The following is an 18,982-nucleotide window of genomic DNA, read 5'->3' as shown; positions in this document are numbered from 1 at the left end:
GGCCATCCGGCTGGGAATTCGGTGACCTGCGGGCGTGGCGCCGTGAAGCTGGGTAGGCGACCTCCATGAACACACAGATCAGGTCCATGAAGACCGGCCCGGCCGGGGCGCTGGACAGGGCGTCCGCCGGGTGGCTGAAAGCCTTGGACCGCATCGAACGGACCACGATCGCGGATCCGGTAGTTCGTGTTCTCCAGCGGGCCATCCGAGCCGTTCCGCTGGGCGGGGCGCGCGACATCCTGCGGGGCAGGCCCCTGGGACATCCGCTGCATCCCGTGCTGGTGCAGGTGCCGGTCGGCTGCCTGCTGTCGGCCGGGGTGATGGACGTCGTGCCCGGCGGACAGCCCGCGGCCTCGACGCTCACTGCCGTGGGACTGGCGGGGGCCGGCCCGGCGGCCGTGGCCGGCTGGCTGGACTGGGCGGATCTGCCGCCGCGGGAGGCCCGGGTCGGGCTGGCCCACGCCGTGTCGAACGTGGCGGTGATCGCCTGCTACGCGGCCTCCCTCAAGGCGAGGGTGCGGGGCCAGGCGGCCATGGGCCGGGTCTGGTCCCTCGCCGGGCTCACCGCGGTCGCCGTGAGCGGCGCGCTGGGCGGACACGTCGCCTACCGGCGGGCCGTCGGTCCGGATGCCCCGTAGACCTGTACGCAGACAGCCGTACACCTATCCGTAGACACGGGCGCGCGGCCTGCTCACGCCCGGCAACGCCGTCATGCCCTTCGTGGACCCCCAGCCGCAGATGTTCTTCGGCACCGTGAGCGGCGACGGCGCCGCGATCATCAACAGCGCCGTGGGCCTCGCCAAGGCGGCTCGGGCGTTCGACGTGCCGACCGTCCTCGCCACCGTTGCCGCCGAACCGTTCCCCGGGCCGCTGCCGCCGCTGCCGCCGCTGCCGCCGCAGCTCGCCGCGGCGTTCCCCATGAGTACGAGGTCATCGACCGCACGCGCAGGAACGCCCGGGAGGACGAGGCCCTCGGGGCGGCGGTCGGGGCGGCCGGCCGCAAGAAGATCGTCCTCTCCGGCCTGTGGACCGGGTACCGCCGGCCCGGCCTCCACGGGCACGCGCCGCCCCTCGCCGACGAGCACCCGAAGGAGCGGACGAGGCGCCCTTCCCGTCCGTCTTCGCCACGGCTGTGGACGAGGGCTTCACCATGGTCCCGCCGGCCCAACGCCCGCTCACCGCAGTGGCCTTCACCGATACGGCGCCGGTGGCCGCGGGGCGGGCAGAAGCCGTCCTGGGCATCGGTGGCCGGGGCCGACCGCGCGATCGACCCCGAGGTGCAGCGCTTCGGCGCGCAGCGCGCCGGGGCCGTCGTCATCGAGCTCCCGGACGCCTCCCGTCGTCGCCCTGCCCGAACCCCAAGGCCGCCGATCTGACACGCCTGATGCGGCACGCGGTACGGCAACGACCCAGCGGACGCCGGGCTTCGTGGGGGAGCAGTCGGCCGGCACGTTCCTCCGGTGCCGGCCGTACACGCGCCGCACCGTGGTTGCCCAGCAGCGCTTCCCCGGCGCCCTGCCGTGGCGTCCGGCCACGGACGCGCGCGGCGGCGACTCACACGCGAGAGTGAGGCGGAACCGCGCGCTGCCGGAGCGCGGTGCCTTGGGCGCCTTGGGCGCCTTGGGCCGACGGCGCGTGGTGCGTCGGCGTGTACGGCCGATCGGCCCAGCGCGGATTTGCGTTGCACAAAAACATCCTACGTATGTCCATATGCTTTGCCTGAGTTTCCTCCGGAGCCCTTTCCCTCCCGGTCGTCGTGCGCGTGGACCGACGTACCGGGAAAGCGATATGAGGCTTTCCGCTCCCGATTCCTGGAGAAGCGTATGCGCGTTGCCGTCACCGGTGGCGGTGGATTCCTTGGGTCACACCTCTGTGAGGCACTTCTGAGGCGCGGGGACTCCGTGGTGTGCCTCGACAACTTCTCGACAGGCGAGCCCAGGAATATTGCCCACCTGCTCCCCAATCCAGCGTTCGAATTCATCCATGCCGATGTCAGCGTCGTGACGGAGGTGGCCGGCCGTGTCGACGCCGTCGCCCACCTGGCGAGCCCCGCGTCGCCGCCCGACTACCTGCGGCAGCCGCTGGAGACGCTCGCCGTCGGCAGCCGGGGGACGGAGAACGCCCTCCGTCTCGCACTGCGCCATCGTGCCCGGTTCATCCTCGCCTCGACGAGCGAGGTCTATGGCGACCCGCTGGTCCACCCGCAGGACGAGGACTACTGGGGCAACGTGAATTCCGTAGGACCCCGCAGCGTGTACGACGAGGCGAAACGATTCGCCGAGGCGATCTCAGTCGCGTACCGCCGCACCCACGGTCTGAATGTCGGAATCGCTCGGATCTTCAACACGTACGGTCCGCGCATGCGCCCGCACGACGGGCGGGTGGTTTCCAGCTTCATCACCCAGGCTCTCACGGGCGAACCCCTGACCATTTACGGCGACGGAAAGCAGACCCGCAGCTTCTGCTACGTCGACGATCTGGTCCGCGGTCTCGTCGCCCTGCTCGACTCCTCGGAGGCCGGACCCTTCAACCTGGGGAATCCGGTGGAGCGGACGGTCACCGAGCTCGCCGAGATGGTGCTGGGGCTCACCGGCTCGCTGTCGGAGATCCAGTACCACCCGCTCCCGGTCGACGACCCGGTCCGCAGGCGGCCGGTCATCTCCCGGGCGCGGGACGCGCTCGGCTGGTGGCCCGAGGTGGACATCGAGGAGGGGCTGCGCAGGACGAGTGACTGGTTCGCCTCCCGACCTGCCGACCTCTCGGCCGGAGCCGCCGCGATCCGCGGCGGGCAGGAGGACGGGATGCCGCCCCCGAGGAGGTACGTCGGCGCTGCGTCCGACAGGCCGGAATCCGTTCCCGCACCGGCCTGAACCTGTCCCGGACCCTTCCATCCGGCGGGGAGCGGCGTCACCGCACCCCCCTCCCCGCCCGCCCCTCATCTCCCAGGCGGCCGTGAGGCTCTCGCGCCGCCACGCCAAGATCATCTCGGAGTGCGCTCACATGACCCCGACCGAGCCAGGACTCGTACGCGAGGCCACCGTGACCGACGGGCGCATCCCCAGCCCGTCCGGAGAGCAGGCCACACTCAAGGACCAGATCCGCGAGCTCTCCCGGGGCCGCGTCGCCGAGATTCCTCCCGACGGGCCCGTGTTCGCCCATCCGCGCCGCGCCCTGGCGACCCGCGAGACGAGCTTCGTCCGCCAGTTCGGCACGGCCGACCGGCTGAAGGTGGCGGTGCTGACCCTGGGGTGGGTCGCCTGCCTCGTCTGGTTCTGGGTCTGGTGGCTGCGTCCCGAGCACCGGATCGGCTGGGTGGGCCTGGCCGTCAACAGCGCGCTGCTGCTCTACCTCGCGCTGCTGCCCCTGCACTTCCTGGTCGCGGTCGTCCGCCTGCGCCGGTTCGACTCGCGGATCGAAGTCCCGGCGGTACGTGCCGCATTCGTGGTCACCCGGGCGCCGTCGGAGCACTGGGACATCGCCCGCACCACCCTGGAGGCGATGCTCCGCCAGGACTACCCCCACCCCTACGACGTATGGCTGTGCGACGAGGACCCTTCCAGCGACGTCCTGGGCTGGTGCGAGGCGAACGGAGTCCGCGTCTCCTGCCGCCGAGACCGCCCTGACTACCACCGGCCCACGTGGCCGCGCCGCACGCGCTGCAAGGAGGGCAACCTCGCCTTCTTCTACGACCACTGGGGCTACCGGGACTACGACGTCGTCGCGCAGCTGGACTGCGATCACGTGCCGAGCCGTACGTACCTGACCGAGATGGTGCGGCCGTTCTCCGATCCCGCGATCGGGTACGTCGCGGCTCCGAGCGTGTGCGACGCCAATGCCGACGCCTCCTGGTCCGCCCGGGGCCGACTGCACCGTGAGGCCGTCTTCCACGGGGCGGTCCAGCTCGGGCACTCGGCCGGCCTCGCGCCCCTGTGCATCGGCTCCCACTACGCGGTGCGTACGGAGGCGGTGCGGGACATCGGGGGCATCGGGCCCGAACTCGCAGAGGACTTCTCGACCACGTTCCTGATGAACTCGGCCGGCTGGCAGGGCTCGTTCGCCATCGACGCCCACGCGAGCGGCGACGGCCCCGTCACCTTCGCCGCCATGGCCACCCAGGAGTTCCAGTGGTCCCGCAGCCTCGCGGTGATGCTCTTCGGGATGCTGCCGCGCCACCTGGGGCGCATGCGTGGCTGGCTGCGCCTGCGCTTCGCCTTCGCCCTGTCGTACTACCCGTTGCTCGCCGCGACCACGACCATGGGGCTGGCTCTGCCTCCGGTCGCGGCAGTCACCGGTCTGCCCTGGATCAGCGTGAACTACTTCTCGTTCCTCGGCCACTTCTGGGCGATGTCCGTGTGGCTGATGCTCCTGACCGTGCTCGTGCGCAGGCGCGGCCTGCTCCGCCCCGCGAAAGCACCGGTCCTGAGCTGGGAGAGCTGGCTCTTCGGGCTCGCCCGCTGGCCCTTCGTCGCCTGGGGGGTGGGCGCCGCCCTGGTGCAGAAGCTGCGCCCCCGGCCGGTGGTCTTCAAGGTGACCCCCAAGTCGACGGACGGGCTTGAGCCCCTGCCGCTGCGGCTCATGGCGCCCTACCTGATCATCACCACCACGCTGTCCTGCGCGGCCGTGACCGGCGAGCTCACCGGCCCCGCCGCGGGATATGTCTTCCTCTGCATCCTCGGCTCACTCTCGTACGCGCTGGTCACCCTCACCATCGCCGGGCTGCACATCGCGGAGATGGCCCGGGCCGCGGGAGTGCCCAAGTACAAGGCCGTGGTGACGGCCCGGCTGCCCCTGCTCGCCGGAACCCTCACGCTGCTGCCGCTCGCCCTGGCCATCGGCCTGTTTCCCGTCTACGCGGCAGGCATCTTCGGCTGGTGACACCTGCGCACCGGCTCTCCACCCCCACAGACGATCACGGAGAAAGGATCCCTCCCCATGCCCACGACGGTCCTGGTCACCGGCGGTGCCGGCTTCATCGGCAGCCATACGTGCGTCGAACTGCTCGAGAACGGCTACGAGGTGGTCGTCGTCGACGACCATTCGAACAGCTCACCGCAGGCCCTGGAGCGCGTCGCGAAGATCGCGGGACGCCCGATCGCCGCCGTCTACCGGTCTGACATGCGGGACCGGCGTGGCCTGGACGCCGTGTTCGACGCGCACCCGATCGACGCGGTGATCCACTTCGCCGCGAAGAAGGCGGTGGGCGAGTCCGTGGAAATCCCGATCGCCTACTACGACATCAATGTCGGCGGCACGACCGCCCTGCTGTCGGCCATGCACGCGCACGGAGTGCACCGGCTGGTGTTCTCCTCGTCGTGCTCGATCTACGGGGACGCCACCAAGGTGCCTCTGACGGAAGGGGATCCGGCGGCCCCGACCAACCCGTACGCCTCGACGAAGTGGCTCTGCGAGCAGGTGCTGGCCGACACCTGCCGCCGCCTGCCCGAGCTCAGCGTGCTGGCCCTGCGGTACTTCAACCCGGTCGGCGCGCACCCGTCCGGACTGTTGGGCGAAGACCCCCGGGGAGTGCCCAACAACATCATGCCGTACCTGGCTCAGGTCGCCGTCGGCCGCCGCGAACGGCTCAGCGTCTTCGGCGACGACTACCCCACCCCCGACGGGACCGGCATCCGCGACTACATCCACGTCATGGACGTGGCCGAGGGCCACCGCCGCGCGCTGGAGCACCTCGGGGACGAGAACGGAATGCGTGTCTTCAACCTCGGTACCGGGGTGGGGTCCTCCGTCCTCGACCTCGTCGCCGCCTTCGAGCGGGCGTCCGCCAGGCCGATTCCCTACGAGGTGACCGGGCGCCGGCCCGGAGACGTGAGCGAGCTCGTCGCCGATCCCACCGCGGTGGCGGAGGCCTGGAACTGGGCCGCGACCCGTGATCTCGCCGCGATGTGCCGCGACGCCTGGCACTTCCAGGAACTCAACCCCTCGGGCTACACGGGCTGACGCGTCCGGGTCCGCCTTCGGTTCATCGCATCACCCCCCTCACCCAGATCATCAGACAGGAGATTCGCATGCGCTTGACCGTCATCGGCACGGGATACCTCGGAGCCGTGCACGCCGCGTGCATGGCGGACATCGGACACGAGGTCCTCGGTGTCGACGTGGACGCCGAAAAGATCAGAGCCCTCACCGAGGGCAGGCCCCCCTTCTTCGAGCCGGGCCTCGATGACGTACTGACCCGCGCCCTCGGCTCCGGGCGCCTGCGCTTCTCCACCTCCCTCAGCGAGGCGGCCGCCTTCGGCGAAGTGCACTTCGTCTGCGTGGGCACGCCTCAGCAGGCCGGCTCGGACGCGGCCGACCTGCGGTACGTCGACGCCGTCATCGACGGGCTGGCTCCCCACCTGACGAGTCCCTGCCTGATCGTGGGCAAGTCCACCGTCCCGGTGGGCACCACCCCCCGCATCGCGGCCCGGCTGAGAGGACTCGTCCCCGCGGGCGCCGACGTCGAGGTCGCCTGGAACCCGGAGTTCCTGCGCGAGGGGTTCGCGGTCGAGGACACACTGCGGCCCGACCGGCTCGTGGCGGGCGTCAGCTCACCGCGGGCGGACCGGACCCTGCGCGAGGTGTACGCCCCCATGCTCGCCGCCGGCATCCCGTACATCAGCACCGACCCGGCCACCGCCGAACTGGTCAAGGCCGCGTCGAACTCCTTCCTCGCGACCAAGATCTCGTTCATCAACGCGATGGCGGAGGTCTGCGACGCCGCCGGCGGCGATGTCGGCACCCTGGCCGACGCGCTCGGGCACGACACCCGCATCGGGCGCCGGTTCCTCAACGCGGGCCTCGGATTCGGCGGCGGCTGCCTGCCCAAGGACATCCGGGCGTTCACCGCGCGGGCCCGGGAACTCGGCGTCGGGGAGGCGGTGAGCTTCCTGAGCCAGGTCGACGACATCAACCTGCGCCAGCGGAGCCGGACGGTCGCCATCGCCCGCGACCTGGTCGGTGGTGCGTTCTCCGGACACCGGATCACCGTCCTGGGCGCCACCTTCAAGCCGAACAGCGACGACGTGCGCGATTCACCGGCCCTTGCCGTGGCGGCGGCGGTCCACCGCGAGGGCGGAGAGGTACGGGTCCATGACCCCGAGGGGCTCTACAACGCCTGCCTGGCCCACCCCGAACTGCGTTACGAGCCGGACGTCCTGACCGCGTGCCGGGGAGCGGACGTCGTGCTGCACCTGACCGAGTGGAGCCAGTACCGGGAGATCGACCCGGTGAAGCTGGCCCGCGTGGTGTGCGCACCGCGGCTGGTCGACGCCCGCAACAGCCTCGACGCGGGTCTGTGGCGTTCCGCCGGCTGGACCGTCCGGGTACTGGGCAGGCCGGGCCCCGCGACGGTGCCCGCACCCCAGCGCGGCGGCGGTACCGCTCAGTCCTCGGCACGCGGCTGCGCGGCACCCGCGGAGGGCGCCGTGCTCAGCCGGGCGCCGAAGTAGTCGACCGGGCCGGGGTCGACGCCGACCGACGCAAGCTTGACCGCACCTTCCAGGTCGTCGGCGCATTGCGAGACGAGAGGCGAGGCCCCGGCCCGATCGGTGACCGGGGCCACCGCGCCCGTGAGACACGGATCCGCGCTGCTGCCCGTCGTGACGGAGCCCATCTGCTCCTGTCCGGCCCGCTTCCGCCAGGCGTCCAGGTCGGAGTACCGCGCCCTGCCCCACTGCAGCTTCCAGTCGCCCGTGCTGAAGTAGTCGTTGCCCTGCAGGCGCACGAGGGCCTGGGTGTAGTTCGTGTCCGAATCCACCACGGGAGCACCGTTGGTGACGAAGATGTTGTTGCGGACACCGACGCCGCTCATGCCGTTGCGCAGGCGCAGGGCCGGGGGCCTCTCGGTGCCGCTCGACCGCAGGATCACGGTGTTGTGGTAGATGTCCAGGTCCCGCATGAGGTTGCCGTAGGCCACGATGCCGCCGTACCAGGGCAGCTTCCTGGCGTCGTCCCAGCTGTAGTTGAACCGCACGACGTTGTCCTTGTGGGCGTTGGTCGACTCTCCCGAGTACACGAGGAACCCCGCGCCGTCGTTGCCGTAGGACAGGTTGTACTGGAGCACCGAGGACGACACGTTGTTGTCCAGGCCGAAACCGCCGCCGTCGACCCGGGAGCCGGTGCGGTTGCGGTACGCCTTGTTGTTCTGGATGACGACGCGGGTCGAGTCGTAGGTCCAGATTCCCTCGGGCCCCTCCTGGGCGCGGGCCGAGGACTTTCCCCCGTTGTCGTACGAGACCGACTGCTGAACGGTCGCGCCCCGGAGGCTGCCGAGAACGATTCCGCTGCCGGTGTTGCGGTCGTCCGCGGTCGGATCGCCAGGATTGCTGTACGCCCTGACGCCTGTGACCACGAGCTTTTCGTGTGCGTAGCCCGGCTTCTCGGCCCTGAAGCGGGGCCCGTAGGTGACCAGCCCGGCGTCCTGATTGTGGTGCACCGCCGAGTCGCTGATCTGGATGTCGCGGAAGCCGGAGGACTTCGGGCCCGTTCCGAGGCGAATCCCGTGCTGGAACCGGGACACGTCGACCCCGGAGATCCGCACGTGGTCCAGGCGTTTTCCCTGCCGGAGGTCGTTGAAGAAGCTGATGCCGTCCGCACCGCGCTGAGCCCTGGCATCGCCGACGAGGTTCAGATTCCGGATCTCCACCCCGGCGGTGTTGTACACGGCGATCCCGGCCGTGCCCCGCGTCGCGATCGTGGCCCGACCGGTGCCGTATGAATCGATCACCACGGGCCTGAGTGCGCTGCCCGCGTCGCCGGGGCCGACGGTCAGCCCTCCGGGGAAGCGCTCGCCGCCCTTGAGCCGGAGCCGGTCTCCCGGCCGGAACGGCACCCGGTCGGCCCGGGCGAGGGTGCGCCAGGCCGTCGCCTCGGTCAGCCCGTCCCGGTCGTCGTCGCCGTCCGGGCTCACGTAGAAGGTGAGGGCCCCCTTGAGGGGAGGCCGCGGTGGCGTGTAGGGCTTGAGCGCGTCGCATCCGGTGAGGAGGGCGATCGCGCCCACGGTCACACCTGCGACGAACGTCGCCCCACCGCGGCGACCCCACCCCGTGATCCGACGGTCGCGCATCATCCCCGTGTCCCCATTCCGTTCGGCTCCGGACCTCGGGTATCAAGGTGCCAGAAACCGCAGGCGCGTCAGGTCCGTGACATGGCGATGAATCCCTGTCTTTCAACTGATGCCTGAATGGCGCATGACCGTGTGTGCGTCAGGCGCTGGGCGCCGCGTTGCCGCCGAGCATGGGGGGAGGGCCCGCCGCCGGGCACGGCGAGCGGCGTCGCTCACCGGCCGTTCAGCAGCTGGGTGGTGGCCAGTTCGCGGTAGAGGGCGTCCGCTTCGAGGAGTTCGGCGTGGGTGCCCACCGCCCGTACGTGGCCGGCGTCCATCACGACGATGCGGTCGGCCGTGGTGACCGTGGACAGGCGGTGGGCGACGACGAGGACGGTGATGCGACCGGCGATGTCGGTGATGGTGTCGCGCAGTGCCGCCTCGTTGGCCGCGTCGAGCTGCGAGGTGGCTTCGTCCAGCAGCAGCAGTCTCGGGCGGCGCAGCAGGGCCCGGGCGATGGCGACGCGCTGGCGCTCGCCGCCCGAGAGCCTGCTGCCGCGGTGGCCGACGTCGGTGTCGAGGCCACGGGGCAGACGGTCCGTCACCGGATCGAGGCGGACGAGGCGCAGGGCGTTGCGGAGTTCTTCCTCCGTGGCATGGACGGCGCCCAGCGTCAGGTTCTCGCGCAGGGTGCCGGCGAGGACGGGCGTGTCCTGTTCTACGTATCCGATGGCCGCGCGGAGTTCGGCCAGGGGCCACTGCCGCACGTCCTTCCCGTCCAGCAGCACGTGGCCGGCGTCCGGGTCGTAGAAGCGTTCGATGAGGGAGAAGACCGTGGTCTTGCCCGTGCCGGACGGCCCGACGAACGCCGTCAGGCCTCCGCCGGGAACGGTGAAGGAGACGCGGTGGTGGACCTGGGGCAGCCCGGGGCGGTAGGCGAAGCGGACATCGCGGAAGGCCACGCGGGCGGGCAGCGGATCTGCTTCCGGCCGACTCGCACCGCCTTCTCTCGCGCTGTGCGCGTCCTTGACCCTCAGGCTCTCGACCTCCAGGCCGTCCAACCCCAGGCCGTCCAACCCCAGGCCGTCCACCCCCAGGCTCTCCACCTCCAGGCTCTCCACCTCCCGGATCCGGGCGGCGGCGGCCGAACCGATCTGGAACTGGCCGACGCCCTCCACCAGCTGGCCGATCCGGGGTGCGAGCGCGAAGAGGTAGAGGAGGAAGGCGACCAGGGTGGAGACGTCGATGGCGCCGGAGGTGACGCGCGCACCCCCCACTCCCAGCACGGCCAGGAAACAGACCTGCACGACGACCGCGGACAGGGTCGCCGACGCCGCTTCCCAGGCGGCAGCGCGGACACCGGTACGCCGGGCGTGCTCGGCCGCCCGGTACAGCGCCCCCGCCTCCTGCTGTTCGGCACCCGACGCCTTGATCGTACGGAAGGCGCCCAGGGCTCGTTCCAGCGCGGCGCCCATGCGGCCGACCGCCTCCTGCGTATGCCGGGTCGCCCGGCCGATCCGCGGGGCCACGGCAGCGACGACGATGCCGACGAACGCGATCACGCCGAGCGTGACGCCGAGCAGCACGGCGTCGAGCAGGCCCATCATGACCACCGTCGCGAGGGTGATCAGGGTGCCGGTGACCGCGGCCGACACCGCCTGAGGAACGCTCTGCCGCAGCAGCGCCGTGTCGGAGGTGACGCGGGAGATCAGGTCCCCCGGCTCGGTGCGTTCCACCACCGGTACGCGCAGCGCCAGCAGACGGTCGGTCAGGCGGCGCCGGGCGGTACAGACGATGGACTCCGCGGACCGGTCCAGCACGTAGTGCCCGAGGCCGACGAGGATCCCTCCCGCCGCCACCAGCACGCTGAGGGCGATCAGCGGGCCGTACGCCGGGCCTCCTCGGCCCATGTCGTCCATCACCTGTTTGGCCGCCATGGGCTGGGCCAAACCCATCACGCTGCCGAGGAGACCCAGCAGGACGCCCGCCGTCATACGGGCGCGCTGCGGTCGGAGGTGCCCGATGAGGGCGAGCGACGCAGTGGTCACGGGCTCACTCCACGGTGAAGAAGCGCTGGAAGTATCCGGCCGGCGTGCCCTCGCCGACGGGTTCGCCCTCGGCTTCCACCCAGGCGTGCGCGGCGAACGGCGGGCGGGTGCGCACTCCCACGCACCAGGTGGGCCACTGGCCGCGGCAGCGGCACAGCAGCACCGTGGCCAGGGACCGCGGCAGGCAGCCCTTGTGCCCGCCCGCGGCCAGGCTCACGGCGAGCACCGTCTCCCGGGCCGCTTCCGCCTCGGCCAGCGTGGCGGGCCGGGCTCCACGGCGGAGCCGGGTCAGCACGGCCCGGATCCGCTGGGGCGGCAGGGCGGCCAGCACGTGGGCGCAGCCGATCACGAGGCGCGCCCCGAGGCGGCGGCGCAGGGGGACCGAGCGGGGGTGGTAGGGAACGGCTTCCGGGGTCGACAACTGCATGTCCCTTCTCCGGGGCGGCCGGCGGCCGGGGGCCGGCTATAGCGTGATGAGCCCTGCGGAGCGGAGGTCTTCGACGATGCTCACGACGTCCTGTGCGGCCACTTCGGTGTCCACGTCCTCGTACTGTTCGACGAGGGCCGCGGCCGCCCGCTCGACGTCGTGGCCGTCCAGGAGCTGACGGAGCACGACGGCCGCCGCGGGGTTCAGGGTCCAGTACTCGGCGCTCTTCTGATCGAGCAGGGCCATGCCGTACTCGGTCTCGGTCAACAGCACCCCGGGCTTCAACGTGCACATCGGCTCACCTTTCCCGTTCCGTCAGGGGTCGTGTCCGGGACGGCGTCATCTCCCGGGAGCGCAGCCAGACTTCGCAGGCCACGGTCGGGTGCAGCAGATAACTCTCCGTCTCGGCCGACATGGCCCGGCGGCACCACTCGCGCAGGACCTTCGCGTCGACGAGGCCCAGCCGGGCGAGGCGCGACTCCTCGCACAGCTCCAGCAGGCGGGCGCGGTGGCGGCGCAGCCCCGTCTCCTCCTCGAAGGTGGCATTGGCCTTGGTGCCGCGGGTGCGGCTGGCCTCGGGGACGATGCCGCGCATGGCTTCGACGATCAGCGGCTTGTACTGCCAAGGGGTGATCCGCTCCTGCGGCCGGATGGCGAGGGCCGCCTCGATCACCCGGTCGTCGTAGTAGGGGGCCGCCACCGTGATGCCCAGCGGGGCGGCCATCTGGCCGATGTGCCGGGTCCACTGGGAGATGCCGTCCATCGCGGCCATCTCCCGGTGCTCGCCGTGTCCGCGGCCGCGGGGTTCGGCTTCCGGGAGGTGGGCGCGGAGCAGTTCGCGTACCGCCTCCACGGCCTCGGGCGTGGCCCAGCCCGGCATGCGCGGCGGCGCCGACCAGTCGAGCAGCGGTTCGTCCGCCGGGGCCGGGGGCGCGTTCAGGTCGCGGGCGACCCTGCCGAGCCAGGCGCGGTAGGAGCGGCGGTCCATGAGCTGGCGCAGCACGTGCCACCGGGACCACTGGTACTTCGCGGTGTACCCGCGCAGATCCCGCAGCGCGGTGAGGGGATGCGTGCCCACCAGCGCGTGCAGGCGGGCGGGTGCTCCGGCGAGGAGTTCGTCGCCCCCCAGACCGGTCAGGTGCAGGTCCGATCCGCGGGCTGCCGCCAGGGCGATGATGTGCATGCGCCGGTTGCGGTCGACCGTGAGGATGCTGGGGGTGTCCAGGAGGTCGTCGAGGGTGTCGATCCCGTCGAACGTCATGGGCAGGTCGGACGCGGGGACGACGTGGTGCTCGATCGTGCCCAGTGCCTGGGTGGTCCGGCGGGCCCAGTACACGTCGTCGCCCAGTTCGTCGTGGATGGCGGCGGTGTACGCCGCGACCTTCGCGTCCCCGCGGGCGGCGGTGCAGCACACGGCGGTGGAATCGAGACCGCCCAGGTCGGCCGTCACCAGCTCGCGCCCGCGTGTCCGGGTGGCTACGGCCGCGGTCAGTGCCTCCCGGAACCTCCCGGCGCCTTCGGCCAGGGGCAGGTGCGGATCGGGGGGCGACCACCAGCGGGTCTCCTCTGCCCGTCCACCGGAGTCGAGCGTCAGGTAGTGGCCGCCGGGCTGGGCGTGTACGCCCTTCCACATCGGGGAGCCCGACAGCGGGTGCGGCACGCCCAGGGTGAGCAGTTCGAGGGCGAGCCTGCGCTCGTCGAGTTCGGCGCCGACCAGTTCGGCGAGTACGTCGGCCCGGTCGGAGGCCAGGCTGACACCACCGGTCGCAGGGAGGGCGGCATCGGTGAAGAACACCCGTCTCATGCCGACGACGCCGCCCTGGACCCGGACCCGCCCGCCGCGGCTGGCCACGAGGTGGAGGCTGCCGGCCCAGGTGGCGCTGATGCGGTCGAGCGCCGACAGGGACGTGTTCTCGGCGGCTTCGGCTGCGCGTCGGGCCGCTTCGGCGGTGACGGAGTGTTCGCCGAGCACGGCGATGCGGGTGCCTCCGCACTCGCCGACCACGATGCTGGAGGGTGCCCAGCGCCCCACCAGCCAGGGGCGTCCGGATCGGTGGCGCATGCCCTGGGTGGCATGGGCGAGCGCTTTGGCGGCGACGGTGGCGGCCGCGTCGGTGTCGGGCAGGACGGCGAACCAGGTGGGCAGGGCCTGGAGTGACAGGGAGTCTTCCACGGCTACGGCCTTCGGTCGGCGATGTACGGGAGGCGGGAGGCGGGAGGCGGGAGGCGGGAGGCGGGAGGCGGGAGGCGGGGTGGCGGCCGGGGGCCGGGGGCCGCCACCCCTTGCCCCGGCCGCCGGTTCAGCGGCGCGGCCGGGCCTTCACGTCAGAGGAGCTGCTTGCCCCCGAGGATGTCCTTGGGCCCCGTGTTCTTGATCCCGGTCACCTTGCGGAAGCTGCCGGCCTTGGTGAGGGTGGGGCGCTCATACGTCATGGTGGAACTCCTTTTCGCTACGGGGGATTGCGGAGTGCATGCGCATGCGGCGGATTCCCGATCCGGAGACCGGTCGTTCCGTTCGGCCACGCTACGTAGCGTGAACGGATCATCGCAATGGGATGTCCGGTCCGGGCCGCAGTACGCCCACGGCGTGCAAGTCGCCCTGCGCGCTGCCGGACTGTCCGCCCGCCGCCGGATCCGCGGGGCTCCGGCCGTGTGCGCAAAGCCCACCACCGGCAAAGACGTAAAAGCATACTTTCCGCTGGTGGCGGGCGGGCCGCTGTGGCGAAATGCGCTGCCCGGGGCGGCGGCGTCAAGTCCGGGCTGTCCCGTTCCTGTTCGCCGGGGCCGGCGTGGAGCGGTCGAGACCGCCCGGCCACCGGCTGCGGCGCGCGGCCGCAGCATCGCGACCCCGGGAGTGCCCGGGCATCGGCGCCCCCGTCCGCTCCGGCGGCTGCCGACCGCCGTGTCCGGGCCCGAGGCCGGGGGCCGTGACCGGAACGGGGGTCCGGTCACGGCCACGCGCCCGCGCCGCGTCACGTGCCGGCGGAGGTTCCGGCCGGGCGCGGACGAGGTCCCGCCGCGCGGGTTCGGGTGCGGCGGGACCTCGGGGCGTGCGGGTTGTCAGGACGTCGGCACCTGGTCAGGACGTCGGCACCGGCTTCTCCGGTGCCAGCGAGTTGCCCGCCGGGATGTAGCCGCAGTCGGACGGGGCGGCACCGCCCGCGAACCGGTCGTCGAGCCAGTCGATCGCGAGCGGTGCCCAGATGACGGTCACGCCCAAGTGGCTGAGCAGGCTGAACTGCTGGTACTTGATCGAGTCGTTGCCGGTGGCGCAGTACTGCCGGGCCAGGGCCCGCACGTCCCCGGCGACCATGACCGCGTCACCGGTGCCGATGCCCGGCGGGCTGCCGAAGGTCCCCTCGAGGACGCCGCCGTTGCCCTGGGCGATGAACCCGGGGATGGTAGGCGTGGCGGCCGAGCCGAGGTTGATCCTGTTCACCGCGTCGACGAACTCGGGCACCGAGTTCGGGTCGGCGTACTGCGGCTTCGCCATCTGCTTCCAGGTCAGCCCCGGATAGTGGCCGAGCGCGTCGAGGATCGAGCCGTGTTCCAGCTCCCCGTACACCTGCTTGCCGTAGTCGTTCAGGTATTGCTTGAGGTCGATGTCGTAGGAGCGGGAGACGCCGATGAGCGCCATGGGGATGACGCCCGACCACACGAGGGAGCCGTCCACGTACTTCAGGTTGTGTGCCGGGGCCACGAGCAGGCCGCCCTCGGCGAAGCCGACCAGCTTCCGGTTCACGTCCGGCGCGTAGGCCGGTGCCATCGCGGCTGCCCAGTTCGTGGCGATGGCGCCGCCCGAGTAGCCCATGAGACCGAACCTGGTGTCGGCGCTCAGCCCCGTCTCACCCGACCTGGTCGCGGCACGGATCGAGTCCAGGGTGTTGGTCGCGTACTCGGGCCCCGCGGCGAAGTCGGCCCGCTGTCCCTGGGTGTCCGGGATGACGAGGGTGTAGCCCTTCGCGAGCAGCGGCGCCATGAAGACGGCCTCGGCGTTCGGGATCACGCCGCCGAGGGTGAGGTCGCCGGCGATCGCGCGGGACGGCCCGTCCTCCGGGTTCAGCGAATCGTAGAACGACTGGTAGGACACGGCCTTGCTTCCGTCACCCGTGAGGCTGCGCACCACCGAGGTCACGTTGGCGGACGGACGGCCCTGGGCGTCGGTGCTGCGGTAGAGCAGCTGGACGGCCGTCAGCGGCGTGGGGATGCCGACGAGGTGGTACTGCAGTGTCCGCGTCTTCAGCACGGTGCCCGGCGCGAACGACGACAGGGGCTCGCTGCCGTCGTAGGAGTAGAACGGGTCGCCGGCGGCGGGCGTGGCCGTGGCTGTGGCCGCGGTCGGCGCGGACTCGGTGGCGACGGCCGCCGTGGCCGCCGGAGAGGCGGTCAGGGCCGCCGCGGTGGCTACGGTGACGGCGATCAGCCGAACTGCTGCCTTGGGCATGATTCCCCCGGTTTGCGAAATAGGATCAACTGAACTTTTGTGGCAGGGAAGTTGCGGATGGGTGCTGCTCCCGCGCGCACGAGCGCGAGAGCGCGAGAGGGCGACCTGGCGGGCCGGTGGCACGGACGGTGCCCCCTCCGGGAGGGGTCGCGGTGGGCGCCGGTGCGGCCGTCGTCCGGCCGTAGGCGTTCAAGGGGCCGCGTCGGCCGGGCCGCAGGCGTTCAAGAGGTCGCGTCGGCCGGGTCGTAGGCGTTCAGGGAACCGCCGCGGGCGCGGCTACGGCCGCCGGCGGTACGGCCACGGCGGCGAGGACGGCCCCCGCGCGGAGACTGCGCGAACTGGCGGGGTGGCGGCGGCCTTTCGCGCGAGCACGGCGGTCCTCCGGTACGTGTGGGGGTGTGGGGGTCCGATGGACGGTGCGGGTGGGGTCCGTACACGTCTGGTGATCCACCGGTTGGCGTGTTACCAACTGGTAGGTAACGTCCCGGAAACCATCATGGCGGCGGTACGGGGCCTTGTCCCCGGGGCGGACCACAGAGATTCGGGAGGTGGATTGTGACCGCATCCAACGCCGCGGAACGCGACCCGGCGCCGCAGTTCGGCGGCATCCCGGTCCACAAGCGGCTCCTGGACGCCGCGGCAGCCCTGGCACCCGCGGTGATGGCCCAGCTCGTCGAGCAGCTGCCCCCGTACGGCGCGCTCCCGTCGGAACAGCTTCGGGGCGAGATCACCCAGGCCGTGGACCGCGGTATCCGGACGTTCGTCGAGGTGCTGCGCACCGGCGAACTGCCGGGGGAGGCGGCGCTGGCGAAGATCCGCGAGTCGTCGGCCCGGCGCGCGGACGAGGGCGTGCCGCTGGAGGCCGTTGTCGGCGCCTACCACTTCGGCGCGGAGAGGTGTGGGGCCCAGGTCCTGTCGGCCGCCGAGCCGGGCGACCTGTCGGACCTGCTGCTGGTCCAGCGCCAGCTGCTGGGCTACCTGCGGCTGGTGAGCTGCGCGGTCGCGGCCGGGTACGTCCAGGAGCGGCAGGCGGCGCTCGGTGACGAGCAGGTCGCCCGGCAGTCGCTGCTGTCCCGGCTGCTGGAGGGCGGCGACCCGCAGGCCGCGGCCGACCGCGCCGGCATCCGGCTGCCGCCCTGCTATCTGGTCCTGCGCATCACCATGGGGCAGCACCCGGACGAGCTGCGGCCGGGCGTGAACCACTCCGTCGCCGCGCGCCGCAAACTCCGGCGGCTGCGCGACGAGCTGCAGCGCCAGACGCCGGGCGTCCCGCTGTCCGTGCTGTCCGGAGACGGCGGGCTGGTGCTCATCCCGTACGAGACCCCGGCCGCCGACTTCGGCCGTGCGGACCGGGACCGGCTCTCCCGGCTGGTCGAGGAGCTCGGGCGGATCTGCGGCGCCGAACTGCTGGTGGCTGCAGCCGCCGCCGCACCGGACGGTGTCGCGGACGCGGCCCGGCTGGTGGGGGAGATCCGGGAGGTGGCGAGGGCATCCGGCCGAGGCCCCGGGCTGTACCTGCTCGACGATGTCCTGCTGGAGTACCAGCTGAGCCGCCCGAGCCCGGCCAGCAGCGCGCTCGCCGCGCTGCTGGACCCGTTGGCGGCGCGCCCGGAGCTGCTCGACACGCTGCGCACCTTCCTCGCCTGCGGCATCGACCGGCGCCAAGCCGCCGCCCGGCTCCAGGTCCACCCCAACACGGTCGACTACCGCCTGCGCAGCGCCACGAAGCTCACCGGCCTGGACGCCGCCCGGGGTGCCGACCAGCTGACGCTGCGCGCCGCGCTGGCCGCCCACGACGCCGTACGGCACGGCGGGCCCGACATCGGCTGATGTTGCCCGGACCGGTCGGCCCGCCAGCTGCCCGAGCCGAACGGCGGCCGCCCGCCCGAGCCCGTCCCGCTCGCCCGCGTTCACCGGACCTCCGTGGAACGGCGACTCGCCCGTCGTGGAAGGCTGCCTGGGGCGGCTGCCCGACGATGCGCGCGGCCGGGCTCCTGGCCGCCCCGCCCTCGACGGCCGGGACGCTGTGGGCCGGCCGCCGGCTGGCCCACGGCCACTCCGCCCCGTCCGGCCGCTGTACCAGCTCCGCCCCGCCGCATCACCCCTGTGGAGCCGTGCGGCAGCGGCGTCTAGGGTGAGGTGAGGAGGGCTGGGGGGAGAGCCAGGAGCCGTGATGCGCGGACCGCGCGGACCCCGTCCCGAGCCGCCCGACAGTGTTCAGGAGCTTCTGGTCGCCCTCGGACAGCTCGTCGATCAGGCCCTGGAACGGGTCGAGTACCAGCGGGCCAGGGTCGAGCTGGCCATGGCTTTGCAGCGCCACATGCTCCCGCCCGGGCTGCCGGAGTTGCCCGGGCTGCGCCTGGCCGCCAGGTACGCGCCGTCACGGGGCGGTCTGGACGTGGGCGGCGACTGGTACGACGCCTTCGTCATGCACGACGGGTCACTGGGGCTCACGGTCGGCGATGTGCAGGGGCACGACGTGGAGGCCATCGCCTTCATGGGGCAGGTGCGTACCAGCCTGCGCGCCCTCGCGCGGACGACGAGCGACACCCGCGAGGTGTTGGGCCGCGCCAACGATCTGCTGATCGCCATGGGGTGCGGCCTCTTCGCGACGTGCTGTTTCCTTCGTTTCGACCCGGTCAGTCGCGATCTGACGGACTCCAGGGCCGGCCACGTCCCGATGGTCTGGGCCACAGCCGGAGGCCGCTACGGCATAGCGCTCGACCGCGGCGGGCCGCCGCTCGGCATCGTGCCGGGCGAGCGGTATCCGGTGACCCACCGGCGTCTGACGGAGGCAGGGGTGCTCGTGCTGCTCACCGACGGAGTGGTGGAAGGCCCGCACTACCCGATGGAGCAGGGTCTGGCCGAGGTGGTCAAACTGGTGCGCGCGGGGTTCGACGCCGATCCCGGCGTGCTGGCCTCCGCCGTCGTCAAAGTGGCCGACCTGACGGGACACCGCGATGACGCCGCTGTCCTCGTCGTCCGCTACGACGGCCCGCAGGAGCCGGCCGCCTGACCGGTGG

14 protein-coding genes and 1 pseudogene are annotated in these 18,982 nt (G+C 72.1%); 8 read left to right on the top strand and 7 right to left on the bottom strand.

All coding sequences use genetic code 11. From position 1 onward, the window contains the following. The first annotated feature begins 65 nt into the window (after positions 1–65). The 6 genes and pseudogenes from ACFCZ1_RS28350 (at position 66) to ACFCZ1_RS28325 (ending at position 7,445) form a co-directional block, all read left to right on the top strand. On the top strand, positions 66–638 hold the full coding sequence (locus ACFCZ1_RS28350) for a DUF2231 domain-containing protein (protein ID WP_376681103.1): 573 nt from the start codon (positions 66–68) through the stop codon (positions 636–638). A 49-nt stretch (positions 639–687) separates the two neighbouring features. Continuing rightward, positions 688–1,031: pseudogene (locus ACFCZ1_RS28345) on the top strand (isochorismatase family protein); the annotation flags it as partial. 792 nt (positions 1,032–1,823) lie between these two features. Further along, a complete protein-coding gene (locus ACFCZ1_RS28340) occupies positions 1,824–2,870 on the top strand; it encodes a UDP-glucuronic acid decarboxylase family protein (protein WP_376681102.1) in 1,047 nt (348 codons plus the stop codon). Between the two features lie 130 nt (positions 2,871–3,000). After that, complete coding sequence (locus ACFCZ1_RS28335; RefSeq protein ID WP_376681101.1) at positions 3,001–4,875, top strand: glycosyltransferase family 2 protein; 1,875 nt, start codon at positions 3,001–3,003, stop codon at positions 4,873–4,875. A 57-nt stretch (positions 4,876–4,932) separates the two neighbouring features. Beyond that, entirely contained in the window at positions 4,933–5,955 is a 1,023-nt protein-coding gene (gene galE, locus ACFCZ1_RS28330) for a UDP-glucose 4-epimerase GalE (protein ID WP_376681100.1), read from the top strand. Positions 5,956–6,023: 68 nt separating this feature from the next. Further along, entirely contained in the window at positions 6,024–7,445 is a 1,422-nt protein-coding gene (locus ACFCZ1_RS28325; protein WP_376681099.1) for a UDP-glucose dehydrogenase family protein, read from the top strand. Here the strand turns inward: ACFCZ1_RS28325 and ACFCZ1_RS28320 are convergent. The 7 genes from ACFCZ1_RS28320 to ACFCZ1_RS28290 all read right to left on the bottom strand — a co-directional run bounded on the left by ACFCZ1_RS28320 (position 7,379) and on the right by ACFCZ1_RS28290 (position 15,959). Continuing rightward, positions 7,379–8,995: a right-handed parallel beta-helix repeat-containing protein gene (locus ACFCZ1_RS28320; RefSeq protein WP_376681098.1), complete on the bottom strand. Its 1,617-nt coding sequence runs from the start codon at positions 8,993–8,995 to the stop codon at positions 7,379–7,381. The genes ACFCZ1_RS28325 and ACFCZ1_RS28320 overlap by 67 nt on opposite strands. 278 nt (positions 8,996–9,273) lie before the next feature. Next, positions 9,274–11,088, bottom strand: coding sequence for an ABC transporter ATP-binding protein (locus ACFCZ1_RS28315; RefSeq protein ID WP_376681097.1), 1,815 nt, complete (start codon positions 11,086–11,088; stop codon positions 9,274–9,276). A 4-nt stretch (positions 11,089–11,092) separates the two neighbouring features. Continuing rightward, positions 11,093–11,509, bottom strand: coding sequence for a lasso peptide biosynthesis B2 protein (locus ACFCZ1_RS28310; RefSeq protein ID WP_376681140.1), 417 nt, complete (start codon positions 11,507–11,509; stop codon positions 11,093–11,095). 42 nt (positions 11,510–11,551) lie between these two features. After that, positions 11,552–11,809, bottom strand: a complete 258-nt coding sequence (locus ACFCZ1_RS28305; RefSeq protein ID WP_376681096.1) for a lasso peptide biosynthesis PqqD family chaperone — start codon at positions 11,807–11,809, stop codon at positions 11,552–11,554. Positions 11,810–11,813: 4 nt separating this feature from the next. Next, positions 11,814–13,688 carry a lasso peptide isopeptide bond-forming cyclase gene (locus ACFCZ1_RS28300; protein ID WP_376681095.1) on the bottom strand — a complete coding sequence of 625 codons (1,875 nt, stop codon included), beginning with the start codon at positions 13,686–13,688 and terminating at the stop codon, positions 11,814–11,816. A gap of 152 nt (positions 13,689–13,840) precedes the next feature. Next, complete coding sequence (locus tag ACFCZ1_RS28295; RefSeq protein ID WP_365363487.1) at positions 13,841–13,948, bottom strand: keywimysin-related RiPP; 108 nt, start codon at positions 13,946–13,948, stop codon at positions 13,841–13,843. Between the two features lie 646 nt (positions 13,949–14,594). Next, the gene (locus tag ACFCZ1_RS28290) at positions 14,595–15,959 is read right to left on the bottom strand and encodes a lipase family protein (RefSeq protein ID WP_376681094.1); all 1,365 of its coding nucleotides are present in this window, start codon (positions 15,957–15,959) and stop codon (positions 14,595–14,597) included. Between the two features lie 555 nt (positions 15,960–16,514). On the opposite strand from ACFCZ1_RS28290, the gene ACFCZ1_RS28285 reads away from it, so the two are divergent. Both ACFCZ1_RS28285 and ACFCZ1_RS28280 read left to right on the top strand, forming a co-directional pair. Then, the gene (locus tag ACFCZ1_RS28285; RefSeq protein ID WP_376681093.1) at positions 16,515–17,789 is read left to right on the top strand and encodes a PucR family transcriptional regulator; all 1,275 of its coding nucleotides are present in this window, start codon (positions 16,515–16,517) and stop codon (positions 17,787–17,789) included. A gap of 343 nt (positions 17,790–18,132) precedes the next feature. Next, positions 18,133–18,975 (top strand): PP2C family protein-serine/threonine phosphatase, encoded by an 843-nt coding sequence (locus ACFCZ1_RS28280; RefSeq protein ID WP_376681092.1) that lies wholly within the window; start codon positions 18,133–18,135, stop codon positions 18,973–18,975. Positions 18,976–18,982 lie beyond the last annotated feature (7 nt).

Source organism: Streptomyces sp. NPDC056224, assembly GCF_042267665.1.
Classification (GTDB): domain Bacteria; phylum Actinomycetota; class Actinomycetes; order Streptomycetales; family Streptomycetaceae; genus Streptomyces.
This window is presented reverse-complemented; position numbering and strand designations above follow the sequence as displayed.